The organism is Arthrobacter sp. UYCu512, assembly GCF_040547075.1.
Classification (GTDB): domain Bacteria; phylum Actinomycetota; class Actinomycetes; order Actinomycetales; family Micrococcaceae; genus Arthrobacter.
On record NZ_JBEPPA010000032.1, the window covers coordinates 1 to 14,430 of the forward strand.

Annotated in this window: 21 protein-coding genes; 6 read left to right on the forward strand and 15 right to left on the reverse strand. The window is 65.5% G+C overall.

Annotation, left to right across the window (positions count from 1 at the left end; translation table 11 throughout):
• Nucleotides 1-272, forward strand: a 272-nt coding sequence (locus tag ABIB49_RS18595) for an alpha/beta fold hydrolase (protein WP_502913839.1), incomplete at its 5' end; no start/stop codon positions are given.
• Between the two features lie 136 nt (nucleotides 273-408).
• Here ABIB49_RS18595 and ABIB49_RS18600 read toward each other — a convergent pair.
• Nucleotides 409-1,425 carry a hypothetical protein gene (locus ABIB49_RS18600; protein ID WP_354157592.1) on the reverse strand — a complete coding sequence of 339 codons (1,017 nt, stop codon included), beginning with the start codon at nucleotides 1,423-1,425 and terminating at the stop codon, nucleotides 409-411.
• A 95-nt stretch (nucleotides 1,426-1,520) separates the two neighbouring features.
• On the opposite strand from ABIB49_RS18600, the gene ABIB49_RS18605 reads away from it, so the two are divergent.
• Nucleotides 1,521-2,114, forward strand: a complete 594-nt coding sequence (locus ABIB49_RS18605; protein ID WP_354157593.1) for a TetR/AcrR family transcriptional regulator — start codon at nucleotides 1,521-1,523, stop codon at nucleotides 2,112-2,114.
• Between the two features lie 439 nt (nucleotides 2,115-2,553).
• Here the strand turns inward: ABIB49_RS18605 and ABIB49_RS18610 are convergent, their stop codons facing one another.
• Nucleotides 2,554-3,087: a hypothetical protein gene (locus ABIB49_RS18610; protein WP_354157594.1), complete on the reverse strand. Its 534-nt coding sequence runs from the start codon at nucleotides 3,085-3,087 to the stop codon at nucleotides 2,554-2,556.
• A gap of 6 nt (nucleotides 3,088-3,093) precedes the next feature.
• Nucleotides 3,094-4,773: a CocE/NonD family hydrolase gene (locus ABIB49_RS18615; RefSeq protein WP_354157595.1), complete on the reverse strand. Its 1,680-nt coding sequence runs from the start codon at nucleotides 4,771-4,773 to the stop codon at nucleotides 3,094-3,096.
• Nucleotides 4,774-4,952: 179 nt separating this feature from the next.
• Between ABIB49_RS18615 and ABIB49_RS18620 the strand changes: the two genes are divergently transcribed.
• Entirely contained in the window at nucleotides 4,953-5,585 is a 633-nt protein-coding gene (locus ABIB49_RS18620; protein ID WP_354157596.1) for a TetR/AcrR family transcriptional regulator, read from the forward strand.
• A gap of 267 nt (nucleotides 5,586-5,852) precedes the next feature.
• Here the strand turns inward: ABIB49_RS18620 and ABIB49_RS18625 are convergent, their stop codons facing one another.
• The 12 genes from ABIB49_RS18625 to ABIB49_RS18680 all read right to left on the reverse strand — a co-directional run bounded on the left by ABIB49_RS18625 (nucleotide 5,853) and on the right by ABIB49_RS18680 (nucleotide 11,456).
• The gene (locus tag ABIB49_RS18625) at nucleotides 5,853-6,653 is read right to left on the reverse strand and encodes a hypothetical protein (RefSeq protein WP_354157597.1); all 801 of its coding nucleotides are present in this window, start codon (nucleotides 6,651-6,653) and stop codon (nucleotides 5,853-5,855) included.
• The gene (locus tag ABIB49_RS18630) at nucleotides 6,650-7,009 is read right to left on the reverse strand and encodes a hypothetical protein (protein ID WP_354157598.1); all 360 of its coding nucleotides are present in this window, start codon (nucleotides 7,007-7,009) and stop codon (nucleotides 6,650-6,652) included. The genes ABIB49_RS18625 and ABIB49_RS18630 overlap by 4 nt, the downstream gene beginning before the upstream one ends.
• Nucleotides 6,984-7,598, reverse strand: coding sequence for an Asp23/Gls24 family envelope stress response protein (locus ABIB49_RS18635; RefSeq protein WP_354157599.1), 615 nt, complete (start codon nucleotides 7,596-7,598; stop codon nucleotides 6,984-6,986). The genes ABIB49_RS18630 and ABIB49_RS18635 overlap by 26 nt, the downstream gene beginning before the upstream one ends.
• On the reverse strand, nucleotides 7,595-8,164 hold the full coding sequence (locus ABIB49_RS18640) for an RNA polymerase sigma factor (RefSeq protein WP_354157600.1): 570 nt from the start codon (nucleotides 8,162-8,164) through the stop codon (nucleotides 7,595-7,597). The genes ABIB49_RS18635 and ABIB49_RS18640 overlap by 4 nt, the downstream gene beginning before the upstream one ends.
• A gap of 114 nt (nucleotides 8,165-8,278) precedes the next feature.
• Entirely contained in the window at nucleotides 8,279-8,506 is a 228-nt protein-coding gene (locus tag ABIB49_RS18645; RefSeq protein WP_354157601.1) for a CsbD family protein, read from the reverse strand.
• Nucleotides 8,507-8,581: 75 nt separating this feature from the next.
• Complete coding sequence (locus ABIB49_RS18650) at nucleotides 8,582-9,190, reverse strand: hypothetical protein (protein ID WP_354157602.1); 609 nt, start codon at nucleotides 9,188-9,190, stop codon at nucleotides 8,582-8,584.
• Nucleotides 9,187-9,768 (reverse strand): Asp23/Gls24 family envelope stress response protein, encoded by a 582-nt coding sequence (locus tag ABIB49_RS18655; protein ID WP_354157603.1) that lies wholly within the window; start codon nucleotides 9,766-9,768, stop codon nucleotides 9,187-9,189. Before ABIB49_RS18655 ends, ABIB49_RS18650 begins: the two co-directional genes overlap by 4 nt.
• Nucleotides 9,765-10,178 (reverse strand): hypothetical protein, encoded by a 414-nt coding sequence (locus ABIB49_RS18660; RefSeq protein WP_354157604.1) that lies wholly within the window; start codon nucleotides 10,176-10,178, stop codon nucleotides 9,765-9,767. The genes ABIB49_RS18655 and ABIB49_RS18660 overlap by 4 nt, the downstream gene beginning before the upstream one ends.
• Nucleotides 10,175-10,366, reverse strand: coding sequence for a DUF2273 domain-containing protein (locus ABIB49_RS18665; RefSeq protein WP_354157605.1), 192 nt, complete (start codon nucleotides 10,364-10,366; stop codon nucleotides 10,175-10,177). The genes ABIB49_RS18660 and ABIB49_RS18665 overlap by 4 nt, the downstream gene beginning before the upstream one ends.
• A complete protein-coding gene (locus ABIB49_RS18670) occupies nucleotides 10,363-10,845 on the reverse strand; it encodes an Asp23/Gls24 family envelope stress response protein (RefSeq protein ID WP_502913840.1) in 483 nt (160 codons plus the stop codon). The genes ABIB49_RS18665 and ABIB49_RS18670 overlap by 4 nt, the downstream gene beginning before the upstream one ends.
• A 154-nt stretch (nucleotides 10,846-10,999) precedes the next feature.
• Nucleotides 11,000-11,161, reverse strand: coding sequence for a hypothetical protein (locus ABIB49_RS18675; RefSeq protein WP_354157606.1), 162 nt, complete (start codon nucleotides 11,159-11,161; stop codon nucleotides 11,000-11,002).
• 82 nt (nucleotides 11,162-11,243) lie between these two features.
• The gene (locus ABIB49_RS18680) at nucleotides 11,244-11,456 is read right to left on the reverse strand and encodes a hypothetical protein (RefSeq protein WP_354157607.1); all 213 of its coding nucleotides are present in this window, start codon (nucleotides 11,454-11,456) and stop codon (nucleotides 11,244-11,246) included.
• 329 nt (nucleotides 11,457-11,785) lie between these two features.
• Here ABIB49_RS18680 and ABIB49_RS18685 point away from each other — a divergent pair, with 329 nt between their 5' ends.
• The 3 genes from ABIB49_RS18685 (at nucleotide 11,786) to ABIB49_RS18695 (ending at nucleotide 14,046) form a co-directional block, all read left to right on the forward strand.
• Nucleotides 11,786-12,547 (forward strand): mechanosensitive ion channel family protein, encoded by a 762-nt coding sequence (locus ABIB49_RS18685; protein WP_354157608.1) that lies wholly within the window; start codon nucleotides 11,786-11,788, stop codon nucleotides 12,545-12,547.
• A gap of 57 nt (nucleotides 12,548-12,604) precedes the next feature.
• Nucleotides 12,605-13,075: a MarR family winged helix-turn-helix transcriptional regulator gene (locus ABIB49_RS18690; protein WP_354157609.1), complete on the forward strand. Its 471-nt coding sequence runs from the start codon at nucleotides 12,605-12,607 to the stop codon at nucleotides 13,073-13,075.
• Nucleotides 13,076-13,248: 173 nt separating this feature from the next.
• Complete coding sequence (locus ABIB49_RS18695; protein WP_354157610.1) at nucleotides 13,249-14,046, forward strand: DUF2382 domain-containing protein; 798 nt, start codon at nucleotides 13,249-13,251, stop codon at nucleotides 14,044-14,046.
• Nucleotides 14,047-14,430 lie beyond the last annotated feature (384 nt).

A 14,430-nucleotide genomic window follows, 5' to 3' on the forward strand; every position in this document is an offset into this window, starting at 1 on the left:
TCTGCAAGCAGGCTGACAAAAAGGCGGCACTGGCCTGCATGGAAGCTTTCGGAACCACCGACTTCCGCGACGACCTGCCCAACATCAGAGTCCCGACCCTGATCCTGCACGGGGACGGCGACGGAACCGTGCCCTTCGAAGGATCCGGTGCACGGACCCACGCAGCCGTGCCGGGCAGCGACCTGCACGTCCTCCACGGCGCACCACACGGCTGCAACGTGAGCCACTCCGAGGAGTTCAACCAGGCACTGCTGACCTTCCTGCAGAAATAGCGGCCCAGCGCAGCAGCTAAACATCTCGGCAGCGAGAACAGGTTGAGGCGACAACTAGAGCGCCTCACCCTGTGTCAAACGCCCGGTTCAGGGAGCAGGCATGAGTTTCCTTGCCGAAGGGAGGCCCGCTCGGGGGCTATCGAGCTGCCCATCGGGTACGGGAGTGAAGGTTGAGATGACGGACAGGGCGGCGAAGGCCTGGTGCAGGGACCGCGTCCAGGCAGGGTGGCGGCACGATAATCTCAGCTGGTGTTTGGTGTTTGGTGTTGGGTGTTGGGTGTTCAGCGGGCACGGCCACGCCGGGCAGATGCCGCAGGGGCGCGGTGGCAGCAGAGATTGGGTTCGCGATCAGCATGGTCGTCACGGCCCCGACCGGGATTCCTGCCGTGCCGATCAGAGCGTTGAGGCCGACGATGAACGAACTCGTCCCGAGCAGCGCCAGCGCGGCGCCCAGCCCGTTGGACACGACGTTACCCTGCAGCACGCCATAGAGACCCTGCATCACCTGCACGATCAGGCCTCCTGCCAGGATCGAGTAGAGCGCCAAGGTGCCCAGCCGGCGCCGGTTCCCCACCACCACGAGCGAGACGAGGATGCCGCCGATCATGCCGCCAAAGGCCAGCGGGAAGGCCGCCAAAGCCAGGCCGGTGCCCTTCGCATCTGACGCGGCCAGCGGGACGACATCGGTCACGGTGACCTGCGGGGCAACCGGTGCCGGGTGCCCGCCGGCGGCCGCCGGCCCGGCTGCGGCCGCCGTGGCCTGGTTGATCTGGGCCTGGAGCTGCTGGGCGAGGCCGGTGAGGATCTGGCTCACCACGGTGCCGTTCGCGGAGGCGGTGACTACCTCGGGGGCCTGTCCCAGCACCACCGCACCGTAGGCGTCCCGGGAGCGGATGAGCGCCGTGGCTGCATCCCTGCCCTCCACCGTGCCGATCGTGAAGGTTCCCCCGGCCTTGTCCTCCAACGCCTTTTCCAGTGCGCGGACCTGTGCGGGAGGACCGGTGACGGCCAGGGGGATGTTCTTCGCTGAGGACGTGATGCCCGCCCACGTGAAGGCCAACAGCACCACCCCGACAATGCACGCTGCCGCGATGGCGACGAGGACGACGCGCGACCACTTGGTGTGCGGCACGGCCGCGGGAACGATCGACATGAGTGTCTCCCGGCTGGTAAAAAGAATGATTGTTCTTTATAGTGGGTTACTGAAGGGGATCTGTCAAGAACAACCATTCTTTTTGAGGTGGACGCATGCCCAGAGTGACCGATGCCCACCGCCAGGCCCGCCGTCTTCAGATCGCCGGCGCTGCACTGCGGTGCTTTGGCCGGAAGGGTTTTCAGGGAACCTCGATGGCGGACATCATTGCCGAATCCGGCCTGTCGGCGGGTGCGATCTACGGCCATTTCAAGAGCAAGGACGAACTCATCGAGATCTCAGTCCGCGAAATCCTGGACCACCTTCTGGATGAGATCGACGCGGTCCGCTCCTCCGATCCGTTGCCCGAACCCCACGAGGTCCTGAAGGCATTCCTGCGGAGCATCCGCGAGGACATCGTTGACCGCGGTCTTCTCCTTCAGGTCTGGGCCGAGGCAATGACCGATCCCGGCCTGCGCCTTATAGCGGCTGGAACGGTCACCGGGCTCAAGAAACTTTTCGCCGACTACCTCGCCACCTGGTACACCGCGTCCCGGGGGCTCACGCCCACGGAGGCTTCGGCCCGGGCGGACAAGTACGCCGCGGTCATGCTGGGAGCGTGCCAGGGCTTCATCGTCCAATCGGCGCTAATTCCGGGCTTCGACGTCGAGGAATACCTCGCCGGGCTCGACGTCATCTCCCCGCGCTGAGGGGCAAAACATGTCCCGCGCCTGTTTGGTGTTCGGGTAGCAGTGGAACAGAATCGCGTGGCAGGCGGGCATTCATGCGTGATTGCTTGCCACTTGTCCACAAACGACCCCCTTGCGGGCTGCGAGATGACATTTAGGCGCTGCGGAAAGACCGCCATTTTTTGCTGCGATTCACACGAGGTTTTCGGCAGCATTGGGATGTCTTTAACCTGTAGATTTCGGAGACGGCGGTTACATGTCGTCTTGCATTTGCTATGGGATGTACCGGCGCCCAGCCGTTTCAGCTGCTTATCGGTGCCGGCACGGATAGTTCGGCAGCCGCTCTGAGAATCCATGTGCGGAACTCGACCGCGAAGTGTTCCAGGTGCTGTTGGACCACGTCGGGAGCACACGTGGCCGGAAGGGTCACGGAGAGTGTCGCGGTGAAACCGTCGGGCTCCTAGTCGAAGGCGTTGGCTATCGACCCGACGATGGTTCCGTCGTGAAGGAGCATGTGGGATTGCCGGCCGGCCGGCTGATCGCTGGGTAGTCCGTCGTGGGCGATGACGCTGTCGACGTAGGGTCGCATGAAGAACGAGCACACATATTCGCCGAGGGTCTCGACTATGTTGACGTTGCTGCCGGGTTCGGCGTGGATCGAGTAGTGCTCCGGGTGCCCGGCGAGCATGACATCTTCGCGGGCGAAGGCGCGACTGAGCCAGCCCGTGAACTGCGCCGCAGTGATGCCATGGGCGAGGAGGGTCTTGGTGCCGGTCGTCTCCTCGCCACTGGACCGGTCGAGGTGGTCCCGGAGGAAGGCGTCGCCGGCGGCGATCTCGTCGCTGAGGAGTTCCAGGAGCCGTTCTCGGCTGAGCTGGCTTTTCAGGAGGTGGAGTGCGCGTCGGGCGGAGAACAGTTCGAATCCGTCGATGCTCGTGTCGGTGGTCTGTCCTGCGAGACGCACCCACGGTGCGGTCGGGTCTTCCGTGTTCATGGACCCTCAGTTCTTTCGGACGGGAAGCCCAAGGTAGGACGCGTGCGCGCCTCCGGTGTGGATGACGTGCGTGCCGGTGTTCGCGCCGATGTACTCATGGATCCCCGGCATGAGTGTCCCCAGGAGATTCCGGGAGCTGATCACGAAGCGCAACTGCTCGGCAGGGCGGAACGCAAGGCCGACGGGGAGCAGGTCGATCTCGATCTCCACAATTTCCCTTGGGCTTAGCTTTTCGATCCGGTCGAAGCTGTGCGCGGGCACGTCATCGGTCGTTAGGGTTTCGTCCAGGTGCCGCGCGGAGACACGGAGCCGGCCGTCCGAACCCTTGTAACGGAGAATCGTCGCCCCATGGTCAGTGAGGTCGTGTGCCATCGGGCTGGTGTTAGGAACGGTGAACGCCTGGAGCGGGGTGCCGTACGCGTCGAGCTTCTGAATCAGGACGAACAGGTCCATGTCGTCGGCGTCGCGCGCCTCCACGAACAGGTGCGCCTTCGGGTAGCCGACGAGGGTCGTCTCCTCGTCAAAACGGACAATGAAGGACACTGCGTTCGGGTTGAAGTCCACTTTATAGGAGACTTCGGCCGGGGCAGCGGGAGCCGTCGTTGCGAGGGCGCGGGTGCTGCCATCGAGGTAGTACTTCGTTGATGCGACGTCGGCGGGCGGGAAGGACTCCGCGGGCACGGCGACCTGGTCGCCGCCTTCCAGATCGAGGACGGAGTAACGGACGCGGGGAGTCTGTTCCCAGCCGTTGTCTTCGCCCTTGAGGTAGCGGTCGAAGAACCGGCGCAGGTCCTCAACGTTGGCTTCGTCGTAGTAGTCCGGCCATTCCTGCCCGTTGTGGATCCGAAGCCACTTCTCCTCGGAGGCCATCCGCCGCCAGGCCCGGAACGTTCCCGCAGTGTGCAGGGTGTTGGAGTAGCTGGCCACCACGTAGGCCGGCACGGTGATGCTGCTGAAGTCCGGGATCTTGTTCTCCCAAAGGTCCGTTATCAATGGGTAGCGTTCGACTTCGGCAAGGATGTCTTCCTTGCGGTTCTTGCCGAAGAAGCTGCCGTCCTGGAGTTGCTGGGCGAAGCCGGTGTCGGGCATGCCGCCGCGCATCACCAGGTCGCGGTACACATCGCTGACACCTTCCCAGGGGTTGATGGCTGCCAGGTGCGGTGGCTGCTCGGCGGCGGTGAACCACTGCGACACCGCCAGGTACGAGGTCCCGCTCATGCCCACCTTGCCGGAGCACCAGGACTGGTCGGCCAGCCACTCGATGAGGTCGTAGCAGTCGCGGCCTTCCTGGCGGTCCCACAGCACACTGTCGCCCTCGGAGTCCACCACCCCTCGAACGTCCGGGTTACACACGGCGTAGCCCTGTGCGCACCAGTACGCCGGATCCGGGGCCTCAAACTTTTCCAGCCCGGACACGACACTGTTCGGCAGGCCCACCAGCCCGAAGACGCCCATCACGCTCAGGGAGGTGCCTTGGCCCTTTCCGTACGGGCTCCACGCCACGATCACCGGAACATTTTCGACGCCGGCAGGGCGGAAGATGTCCACGTGGATCGTCACGCCGTCACGCAGCTGGAGGGAAACGTCCTTCTCGAAGACGACGTCGACCGGCAGGGGCCGGAACTGCGGCGCCACCTGGTACCCGGCCGCCAGCGTCCGGGTCCCGGGATCAAAACCGGTCAGCACCCCTGTCCGCGGCGCCGGCAACGGGTGGGACGGAACAACAGCTTCTGGTCATCGCTCATGGGAGCTCCTCTGGTCTGGGACCCGGGAAATTACTTTCCGAACTGCTGCGAGCGTACGCCCGATTCCGAATTAACTCAACAAGCGTTGAGAAAACTTTGGAGGGCCGATAGATTGAGGACATGCCGGAACCTAAAACGTCAGCCCCGAAGGCCCGCCGCGGAAGGCGGCCCGGACCGTCCACCACGCGACAGGCCGTACTGGACGCCGCCCGCGCCAGGTTCGCTTCCGACGGCTTCGCCGCCACCACCATCCGGGTGGTGGCCGCCGATGCGGAGGTGGACGCCTCCCAGGTGATGCAGTTCTTCAAGTCCAAGGACGAGCTCTTCGCCGCAGTGATGGCCGTGCCGCCGTCTGCCCTGGAAAGATTCAGCACGGCATTCGAGGGCCCGGACGAACACCTGGGTGAACGGGTTGTCCGCGCCTACCTCAGCGCCTGGGAAGGACCGCCGGAAGAGTCGGAGCCTCTGATGGCCATGCTGCGCGGCGCCATTGTCAACGACAAGGGGGTGGGGCAGCTCCGCGAGTTCATCCAGGCACGGCTGATGGACGGCACGACCGAGAGTACCGACGCCGATGCGGCACTGCGGGCCGGCCTCGCAGCTTCCATGCTGGTCGGGGTGGTGACAGGCCGCCGGATCATCGGCGTACCAACACTCCTCAACACAGAAACCGAAGAACTGATCGGTATCCTGGCGCCGGCCATCCAACAGATCCTCGCACCCAACCGGCCAAGTCGAGGTAGCGCCCTGTAAAGGATCGGCGTACGGACGCTGGTGCGACACCGAGCGATCACAGAACGCCGCCAGATAGGGATCAAATCCACAGGCGACACGGCGCACGCATACGTGAGTTCGAACACCAGCATGGACACGTTACTCACCGACGGCCCACGCCGAAGCGCCGTTCGCTCCGGGGCTGATGCCTGCACCGGAGCCGCGGCCGCGGTGGCCCGTTATGCGGAGTTCGAACGCGGCCCGGACCACACTGGCATCTATACATATTTCCCGGGCATAACTTGTTCATCCATCGTGGCGAATCAATGCTAGTTCCGATGGTGCCCGGCCGTCCGGATCTGTTGGAGACTCCGGCCGGTGCGTGCCGGTCATGGGGGCCGCCTCCGGGTGAGGCGGGTCAGGGAAAGTGCAGCCGCCCCGGCCGGACATCTCCTTGCCGATGAGCTCATACAGGGCGAGCATTTCGGACACGTCGGTGTCAGGGCATCCGTTCTCGTCATCGAGCCAGGCGAAGGCAAAATCACTGGCCGTTAGCAGGTCATCGTCGGTGAATTTACTCAGGGGGGTGCGGTGGCCGTTGCCCGGGGTGGCTGCGGACCGAGAAGTCAGCGCCCCGGTGCTTTCGCGGGGACGTATGTCGAGAGAAACGCCGCGGCCCCTCACAGGCGGGTCCCCGGGTCGGTGGTCTGCGGCTTCCAGGTCCGTGCGCAGCCCGGCAAGAGCCGCTGACTCCACGAACGCGGCGCGGCCCAGGTGCACCTGGATGTGTGAAGTGGCCCGTATCTGCCGGATTCTGCCGGTAATGCCGATCAGGGCGTCCCGGGAGACTCTGGTGAGGCTGCCGTCAATGTCGACGTGGACGGTGTCCGTTGGGGTGTCGAGGCTGATAATTGCGTCGAGGTGGTGGTCCATGGATCGTTCCCATGACTGTTCGTCGGCGGAGGGGACCCGGGGGCCGGTGGTCCCGGCTGTGGGCTGGAGTGTGGTCCAGTGCGAGGTCTCGGCGTGGATTGCTGTGTGCGCTGCTGGGGTGGGCTGCGGGGTGCGCCCGGTTCCGGAGGGGGCGGGCGCCGGCTGGCCGATCACGGTGTCGGGCCTGTCCGGAGCGGATCCGGGCGGTGGCGGATGGAGCTGACCTCGACTGTGACGTTCACGGCGTGTCCTGACAGGTCCTCGTCGAGGCTGGTGCGAAGAGTTGCGGCGATGGTGCGGGCGAGGTCGGCGGCCGGGACCGTGCCGTCGGCTCCGACCCGGACGCTGACGGTAGTTGATGTCCCTTCGGTGCTGAGGCGCATGTACTCCGGGTCCGGGTCACCGGCGTCCGGGTCCAGTGCCGCCCGGATCCGGCGGGCCGTGCTCTTCCAGGCCGGGTCTGCCGGGTAGAGGGTTTGGACTCCTTCCAGGGACAGGATGAGTTCACGGAGCCGGGCGGTGTCGGTCATTGTCCTGTCCTTTCGTTCCGGAGGGAGAAGGTGGCCGGAGTTCGGTGATGGTGATGTTCAGTTCGGTGATGTTCAGTTCGGAGTGGGTTGCCAGGGCGGCATCCAGTGCGGTGCGCAGGGTGGCTGCGAGCTCGGGGAGCCGGTAGCCGTAACGGGCCGAGACGTTCACGTCGAGGATGATCGGTGTTCCCGTGACGGTGACGTTTCCGGTGAAGCGGCATTTACCGATCATGATGCCTTCGATGGTGTCTCCGACGGACCGTACGAGGCCGGTGAGGGCTCCCTCGGTCTGGAAGAGCAGATCTCCGGGGAGCTCTGGTGCGAGCGGGATGCTGCGCCCGGCTTTCATCTCCAGGTTCAGGTTGGCGAGGATGCTCTCCAGCCAGGGCGAGTCGTCCCGGCCGGCCTCGGCTAGGTCTTCGGCCAGAAGGTCGTTGGTGATCTCCTGCAGCCTGCGCAGCCCGGCCAGCCCGGCCTGGCACTGCGGGCAGGTGCTGATGTGGTCGAGATCATCGGTGGTGCCGTTGTCGAGGTAGTCGCTGAGGTCTTCGATGGTGCGTCCGCAGCCGGTGTCGGTCGTGTCGTTCATCGCCAGTCCTCCATTTCCCGGGCCAGTGTGGTCCGTGCTCTGGCCAGCCGTCCGCGGACGGTGGCCTGGCTGATGTTGAGCGTTTCGGCAATGTCTTCATAGGACTGCCCGCCTAACTCACGCAACACCCAACATCGGCGTTGTTCTTCCGGCAGAGCGGCCAGGGCATTTTCAAGAGCCCGTGTGCCGGATGTTGTAACGGCTGAGGATTCCGGTCCCGGGGCAGGGTCGGGCAGGCCAGGAAAGTGTTCGATGGGTGCGTGGGGCTTGCGTCGGCGGAGGACGTCCAGAGCCCGATTGCCGGTGATCCGCAGCAGCCAGGGCCTAACGGCGGCCGCGTCACGGAGGCCGTCAATCTGGTTCCAGGCCTGGATCAGGGCCTCCTGGACGACGTCGTCAACGTCTGTGGTTGAGCCGAGAACGCGGCGGGCGTAGGCGCGCATCATCGTGCCGTACCTTCGTGCCAGGCCCTCGAAGGCCTCCATGTCTCCGTCGCCGGCCCGCCGGGCGAGCAGGTCATCGCTGGCCTCGGCGAGGGCATCCTGACGGGCCGTGGGTGCGCTCAAAATCTCCCCTTTGGTGGTAGGAGCCGGTGCCCTCGAGAGCCGTTCGCGGCGGTAGGTCAAGGTCTCCCGCCCCGGCGAATGGGTGCCGCGGGCGGGAGAACGGTGGTGCGCAGCTTACTTGCTGAAACCCTCTTTAAGCTTGCGGGCGGCGTTTTTAATGTTTTCACCGATGTCGGCTGCGGTGTCTTTGGCTTTCTCGCCGGCTTCTTTCATGCCTGCGGCGGCCTGGTCCTTCTGGCCCTCGCGTTCGAGTCCGCGATCGCCGGTGAGGTGACCGGCGTCTTCCTTGGCGGCGCCAAGGTGATTTTGCACGGTGTAGTCTGCTTTGTCATCGATGCCCATGGGGGTGTCCTTTGGTGAGTGGTTTGTTGTTGTTCGGCTTTTGGGCGGCGCTGATGCTCTGCGGCCCGTCGGTGGTCAGCGGACGCGGTCGGTGCCGGAGAGACTGGAGCGCAGCCCGGCGGTGATGCGGATCAGGACCGGGCCCTGGTCTCCGAGCAGGTTATCGAGGCCACTGAGGAGTTCTTCCCCGCGGACCGCCAGGTCTTTAGGGGAGACACCTTTGCGGGCCTGGAGGGTGAGTTTGAGTCCGTCGGAGCGTTTCACTTTCCAGGTGCTCACAGAGGCGGAGATGATCCGGTCGTCCCCGCTGACGGCGTCGCGGATGGCCGCTGCCACCAGTGGGGTCTCCACGTAGGTGGTGCCGTTCTTGGCCGGATCCTGGCGGCGTCCGGCCCGGTTGGTGCGTCCGCCGCCTTGGGAGCTGATCCAGGCGAGGAGCAGGACCATGACGATCACCGCCAGGGCCAGAGCTCCGACGGTCCACCAACTGGTGGATGTACCGGCAATGGGTGCGCTGGACAGGGCGGTGGCCGCGTCCTCCCGCAGGGACGTTCCCGCCGCTTCCCAGCGTGCGGCGATGCCTGGGAACAGGCCCGCGGCGCCGATCAGCACGCCGGCGCCGGTCAGGAGGAGCCCGAAGAGTCCGAGCAGCAGCCTGTTCAGGCCGCGATGAGTCCCGCTCATATGCCCAACGCTCCTTTCGTGCTCGTGCGAACCTTGATCCGTGGTGGCGCGGAGAGCCCGTAACGTTCAATTTCATCCCGGACCGCCGCCTCTGCGGCCGCCATATCGATTGTGGTTCCGGAGCTCGCGTGGATCAGCACGTCGACAGTGCGTTTTCCGATCGTGGTGGTGACCTGTTCGGGGGCCAGGCCCGAGGCGGTGCGGGCACGCCGGGACACGCCCGCGGCAATGACATCGTCGTCGACGACGACAGCAGCCCTGTCGCTGGCCAGGATGTGGCGGGACCGGTGCCCGCTCCGCAGGGCCAGCAGCACGTAGAAGAGGCCGGCCAGAACCAGGCCCAGGCCGGCCGCGATGAGTCCGGCCGGGATAGTGGCGGTCGCGAGGTGCCCCAACCATTGCCCGACCTGGTCCGGTGAGGCCAGCAGCGGTGATTTCCCGGTCAGGGCCAGCACGGTTTCCGTGCCCAGCCAGAGCAACAGGAGGATCAGCGCGGCCGCGGTAATAATTGATGTCAACGCCCGTGACCGGTGAATTTCGCGGCGGCCGATGCGTCGGATGTGCAGGGGGGTGCTCATCGGAGTGCGCCCTCCTTTTTCACTTGGTAGAGGCCGGTGAGGCGGATATCGACCTGTGCCACCGTTGCCCCGGCGATGTCCATCGCACCGTCGATGATCTCGGCGCGTGCCCGTTCGGCCCGTTCATAAAGGGTCCCGCCAGTTGCCGCAACAATGCCGGTGTTTCGGGCCGCGTCGGTCAGGGACGGCACGGCCAGCGCCACCGCGACGGTGACGGTGACGGCCAGGTGTCCGTGGTCATCGTGGATGCGGGCCTTGACTTCCCGGGCAGGGATCCCGAAGGCGGCCGCTGTGATGGCTTCGACGGTGTGGTGCAGCGCTGCCGAGGTGATTCTGGTATGGCCGGTGCGGCGGGAGCCCGGGGGCGGTGCGGGGGCGGTATCGGGACGGGCGATGGTGCCGGCGCTCACGAGGAGGAGCGCTTGCCGCGCAGGGCGTCGAACACTCCGGTCAGATCGAGCCGGCCTTCAGCGGTGCGGCCCAGGACCGCCCCGAGAGCCATAAAGAGTGCCACGAGGAGGAATCCCCAGAACCCGAAAGCCAGGGCCGCAAGGGCGAGGGTCGCTCCGATCGCGATACCGGACAGCGTGGGGCTCATGAGACGCGCGCTTCGCGGGTGGACGCTGCGCGCTTCTCGTCATCGGACTCATCATCGTCGGAGGCGACGTGGATATCGGTGACGGTGACGTTGACTTCGGTGACTTCCATGCCGACCAGGTCTTCGACGGCGGTGAAGACGGCGTCGCGGACGTCATCGGCGACCTTCTGCAGCGGGTGGGGATACTCCACGACAAGGGTGATGTCGACGGCTACCTGAGTCTGGCCGACTTCAACCGACACGCCCTGGGTCAGGTCCTTCTGGCCCACGGCTTCGCGCAGGGACCCCAACACGCGGGCGCCCCCGCCGCCGAGAGCGTAAACGCCCGCGATGTCCTTGGTCGCGATACCGGCGATTTTCGCCACGACGCCGTCGGCGATCGTGGTGGCCCCACGCCCGTCCTTACCAGCCTTGGCCGGCACCGCCGCGGAAGCGGACTGCACGCCTGCGGGGGTTTTGCTCTGGGGCTGTGTGCTCACAAAAATCACTCCTGAAATAGGTGTTCATACGAGATTGTCGCGGCGCCACGGAGACGCCTACGCAAATAAGACGCACCCCGCCCGGCATTCGTCACGCCAGAATTATGTGATCTGCATCACTATCCCGGCCGGCGGTAGGGGCAGTTGCCCGGGTTCAGTGCCGCTCCCGTCGACGGCGCCGAACTCCTGAGGCGTAGAAGGCCAGCGCCGATACCGCGCCCAGCACAAGGCCGCTGCCGAGAATGAGAGCGACCGGACCCGAGCCCAGGACGAATGTGGCAGCCGCGGCGCCCAGAAACAGCAGAGGCAGGACCACTGCAGGGATCCAAAATCCAGGACCGCGGGTCGGCAGCGAGGGGATCTCCTCGGGGGGCGGGGTTTCCCGGGACACGGCGGCTTTACGTCTGCGGCCCGGCCCGGCCGGGCCCGCCTGGTGCGGCCGGGGCGTCCTCTTCCTGATTGAAATTGGACCCGTCGTCAGTCGTTGTCAGCGAGATCCCTTTATCTGATACCGGAATGGTTCCGTCGGATCCTGCACCGCGGGCCTTCCGCTCTGCTTCGGCCGCGGTTCCACCGCTACCGGGTGCAGGTTTTTTGTCGTTTTCGTCCATGGGATGTCCTTCCGGTGGGCGGTATAGTGCCGCGAGGTGCGGGGCTCCGCTGCGCACCGACCATGTCAACAGGTTGGCATGGTCCGTGACTTCCTTCACAGTACGCCCCCGGTTCGCGCGTCGGCACCCGTGAAAGCCGCCCGATGCCCGGCCCTCTTTGGTCGTTGGCGGGTTGGCGGGTTGGCGGGTTGGCCGGACCAGGCGGAGGCACGGGCCTCCTTGGCGCCACATTACTAAGCATGCTTGCTTTTGTGGGGAAGGCCGTGTTTAGTTTGCCCGGAAGACTTTCTCTCCCGTTCGCACCACCCCCTGAATCCTGAGGAAATTAAATGGAAGATACACTCAAAGCCGGTCTGGCCACCGTCGTGGACTTCGTCCCCAAACTGGCCCTGTTCCTGGTCATCCTGATCATCGGACTACTGATTGCCAAGGCCATTTCCAAGGCCCTGTCCAAGCTCCTGCACAAGGTCGGTTTCGACCGGGCAGTCGAGCGCGGAGGCGTGAAGAAGGCGCTGGCGAACTCCTCGCTCGATGCCAGCGACATCATCTCCAAGATCATCTACTACGCCCTGGTGCTGTTCGTCCTCCAATTCGCGTTCGGCGTCTTCGGACCCAACCCGGTCACCACGCTGCTCGCCTCGATCATCGCGTTCCTGCCCCGCATCGTGGTGGCGATCATCATCGTGATCATTTCCGCTGCGGTCGCTGCCGCCGTGAAAACCCTTATCCAGGGATCCCTCGGCGGGCTCTCCTACGGGAAAACGCTGGCGAACATCGCCAGTATCTTCATCCTCGGCATCGGTATCATCGCGGCCCTGAACCAAGTTGATATCGCCACCACCGTGACCACCCCGATCCTGATCGCCGTGCTCGCGGCCATCGTCGGGATCCTGGTTGTCGGTGTCGGCGGCGGTCTGATCAAGCCGATGTCCGCCCGCTGGGAGCAGTACCTGAACAAGGCAGAAGAAGAGGCCCCCCGGATCAAGGCCGAGGCCCAGAACGCCCCCCCGGCCACCGAACAGATCAAGGACGCGGCGCAGAAGCACCTGCCGGTCGACGCGTCAAGGGGTGCCGGCGCGCACCGCTCCTGACCCGCCCCGTACCCCCGTTCCGGCTTCAGGGCCCCACTCAACCAAAGGAGATCCACCGTGGCAGCCGATGGCAGGACCCCGGAACCCGGCACTGCCGGAGCGGACAGCCCGCCGATTCCGGAGCGGCCCCGGTGGTCAACCCATCAGCTGCTGTCCATGGCGGCGCGCTCCGTGGAGCGGCGGTGGGATAATTCCCTGGCCCGTGTCGGGCTGAACCACGCCGGGGTCCTCGCGCTCAAAGGTCTGGCCTTAGCTGGACCGGTGACCCAGGAAGCCCTGGCCGTCCTGATCCGGGTCCAGGGCCAGACGCTGGGCCGGGTACTCGCCCGGATGGAAGCCGCGGGCTATGTCTCCCGGCGCCGCAGCGCGACGGACCGGCGCAGCTACCAGGTGAGAATCACCGAGACCGGACGGGACGCTCTTCGCGCCGCGCAGGAGGTCGAACACAGCCTGCTGCCGGCCCGCTTCCGTTCCGGTTCCCTGCGCCGGGAATTCACCGCACTGATCCGGGACGGCGACCTGGCCTGATAGCCGCCGGTGCCTGTGGCGCAGATCACATCAATTGAGCGTGACGATCCTGGTCCGGAGCCCGTCATACCTGTAGGCCCGCGAGGCCGGCAACATCAACCGCAAATCGTTTGGTCCAGCGAAGAAACGGCGTCAGGGGCCCCTGCCTGAAGCCACAATCAACAGGAGAAAAAATGATCAGCACCCACGACGTCGACACCTTACTCGCCGGAAAAACCACCGTCTACTCCTCCGACGGGGAAAAAGTCGGCAGCATCGGCCAGATCTACCTCGATGACCACAGCGGGGACCCCTCTTTCGCGACAGTCAAGACCGGCATGTTCGGTACCTCCGAAACCTTCGTGCCCCTGGCCGAAGCCTCCCTCACAGGCAACGACCTGACCGTCCCCTACACCAAGGACCAGGTCAAGGATGCCCCCCGCGTCGAAGCAGACGGCAGCATCACCCCGGAAGAGGAAGACGAGCTCTACCGCCACTACAACCTCGGCAGCACGGGCAACAGGACCCGCAACCTGACGGACCAGGACACCGCGTCCGGCCGGGAACCGACCGGCCGGGAGACCGTCGGGCACGACACCTCCGGCCCGACCACCGATGATGCCATGACCCGCTCCGAGGAGCGCCTGAACGTCGGAACCGAGAAAGTGGAAGCCGGGCGGATGCGGCTCCGTAAGCACGTCGTGACCGAGAACGTCACCACCACGGTCCCGGTCAGCCGCGAAGAAGTCGTCCTGGAGCGCGAACCCATCACCGAGGAGAACCGCGGCGAAGCCATGGCCGGGGCTGAACTCAGCGAAGAAGAACACGAAGTCATCCTCCACGAGGAACGCCCGGTCGTGACAAAGGAAACCGTCCCGGTCGAACGGGTCCGCATGGGTAAGGAAACCATCACCGGCGAAGAAACCGTCACGGAGGAAGTCCGCAAGGAGCGCATCACCACCGACGGCGACGACACCCCGGCTAGCCGCTGATCCCAAGAGGCGCAAGCTGTCTGCCGCGGACAGCCGCACACCCGATGGGCCCGCCCGGCATCCCCGCCGGCGGGCCCGCCGGCCTGTCCCCCGTCCACGACTGCCGCGCAGGCACGTCGATGTGACCCATCAGACTGACACAGCCCGTCCCGGCACCCGGCCCGCCGGAGAGAATGCCTGGGCCGGCATCGAGCACAGATCCGCTGCGGGCGCGCATACGGGGCGCCGACGGCCAAGCCGGCCCGCCTCCCGCTGGGTGCGACCTTAGTCGAGTAGGGACCTTCCGGCCGGTTACGTCCCGCTGAGTGGTGGAGTTGTCTCGACACCGTGCAGGTCAGTTATTTGATTATGCTGCCGTGAGTTCGGGGAGCAAAATCGGGTCCT